Origin of the sequence: Nonomuraea sp. NPDC050643 (assembly GCF_040654715.1) — a bacterium.
Lineage (GTDB): Bacteria > Actinomycetota > Actinomycetes > Streptosporangiales > Streptosporangiaceae > Nonomuraea.
Genome location: NZ_JBFAIM010000173.1, coordinates 1 through 1,874, shown reverse-complemented (window position 1 = coordinate 1,874; position 1,874 = coordinate 1). Strand labels below are relative to the sequence as shown.

The window sequence follows — 1,874 nt, the reverse complement described above, 5'->3', positions numbered from 1 at the left end:
TCCCGAGGATCGATCGGCGCCACCGCGTCCACCGCCAGCGAAATCCGATCCCCGTCGTCATCCACCGACACCAGCAACGGATAGTTGGTGCGCTCCTTGAAGTAGACCCGCCTGATTCCGTCGAGGCCCTGGCCGGCGTCCGGTCCGTTGGACTCGCCGGGGGTGTTGTGGCGGTAGTTGAACAGCGCGGTGAACAGCGGCATGTCACCCGACACACCGCTGGCCTGCTGCGCCAGCGTCAACGGCGCGTGCTCATGCTCCACCAGACCGGCGAGCTGGCTCCGCATCGCCGCCACGGCACCCAGTACGCCCACGTCATGGGTACGCACGCGCACCGGCAGCGTGTTGATGAAGGGGCCCGGGACGCGTTCCGAACCGGCGCTCGTGCTCATGCGGCCGAACAGGACCGTGCCGAACACCACGTCGTCACGACCCGACACCGCCGCCAGCGCCCGCGCCCACGCCACGTGCAGCAACGTCGCCGGACTCGCCCCCACCCGGCGCGCGACCTCCAGCAGCCGGGTGTGCAGTCCGGCCTCGAAGTCGACGCGGGCCCGGACCGTGTCCATGCCGTCGCGGCGTGCGTCCACCATCCCGTACGGCGCGGTCGGCTCGGTCACGTCGCCGAGCAGTTCGGTGAAGTAGCGCTCGTGCTCGGCGCGTTCGGCTCCGGTCCTGGCCTGGGCGACGAAGTCCCGGAACGGCAGCGGCGCGGCCAGTCGCCGGCCTTGGCCGGTGAGGAAGGCTCGTACCTCTTCGAGCAGCACCTCCAGGGCGGTGTGGTCCTGCGCCATGTGGTGGATCCGGACCAGGGCCAGCCACTTGCCGGTGTCGGGCAGGGCCGCCGTGTGCATCCGGATCAGTGGGGCCCTGTCGAGGTCCATGGACGTGCCGCCGCCTGCCACGAGTTCGGCGACCGGGTCGGCGCTCTGCGGGTCCAGTGCGAGTTCCTGGATCGGCAGCGTCGCACGGCGCCACACGACCTGCACCGGCTCGCGCAGCCCGTCCCAGACGATGGAGGTGCGGTAGATGTCGTGCCGGTCGATCACCTGCTGCAAGGCGTTCGCGAACGAGTCGAGCCGCTCGCGCGAGTCGAACTCCAGCACCGTCGGCATCACGTAGGCGTCCTGGCCGCCCTCCGCCAGCAGGTGATGGAAGAGCAGACCTTCTTGAAGCGGGGCAAGCGGGTAGATGTCGGCGATGTTGGCCGCGCTACCCTCCACCGTGGCCGCGATCCGGTCGATCTCGCCGGTGGTCAGCTCCACCAGGGGCAGCATGTCCGGGGTGATGGCGGTGGCGTCGGCGGGGATCAGGTTCTCGGGTACGGCCGCCTGCGTCTCGTCCGCCGACCGTGCCAGCCCGGCCGGGGTCGGGGCCTCGAACAGGGCGCGTACGGACACCGCGACGCCGCGTGCCCGCAGCAGCGCCACCAGGCGGATCGCGAGCAGTGAGTGGCCGCCGAGGGTGAAGAAGTCGTCGTCCACGCCGACGCTTTCCAGGCCGAGGACCTCGGCGAACGTCGCGCAGAGGATCTCTTCGCGCACGTTGGCCGGTGCGCGACCCGCGCCTGTCGTGTATTCGGGGGCGGGGAGGGCTTTGCGGTCGAGTTTGCCGTTGGCGTTCAGCGGCAGACCATCCAGCATGACGATCGCCGACGGCACCATGTACGACGGCAACCGATCCATCGTGTACGACCGGACCGACTCGACCAGATACGGATCCGGATCGGCCGGCACCACATAGGCGACCAACCGCTTGTCACCCGGAACATCCTCCCGGGCCACCACCACCGCCTGACCCACCCCCGGATGAGCGGCCACCACAGCCTGCACCTCACCCAACTCGATCCGGAAACCCCGCACCTTGACCTGCTC

1 protein-coding gene is annotated in these 1,874 nt (G+C 69.9%); it reads right to left on the bottom strand.

Annotated elements, in window-relative coordinates; translation table 11 throughout:
- Positions 1 to 1,874 (bottom strand): condensation domain-containing protein (locus AB0I15_RS66765; protein ID WP_358121170.1); only part of this gene is annotated, 1,874 nt, incomplete at both ends.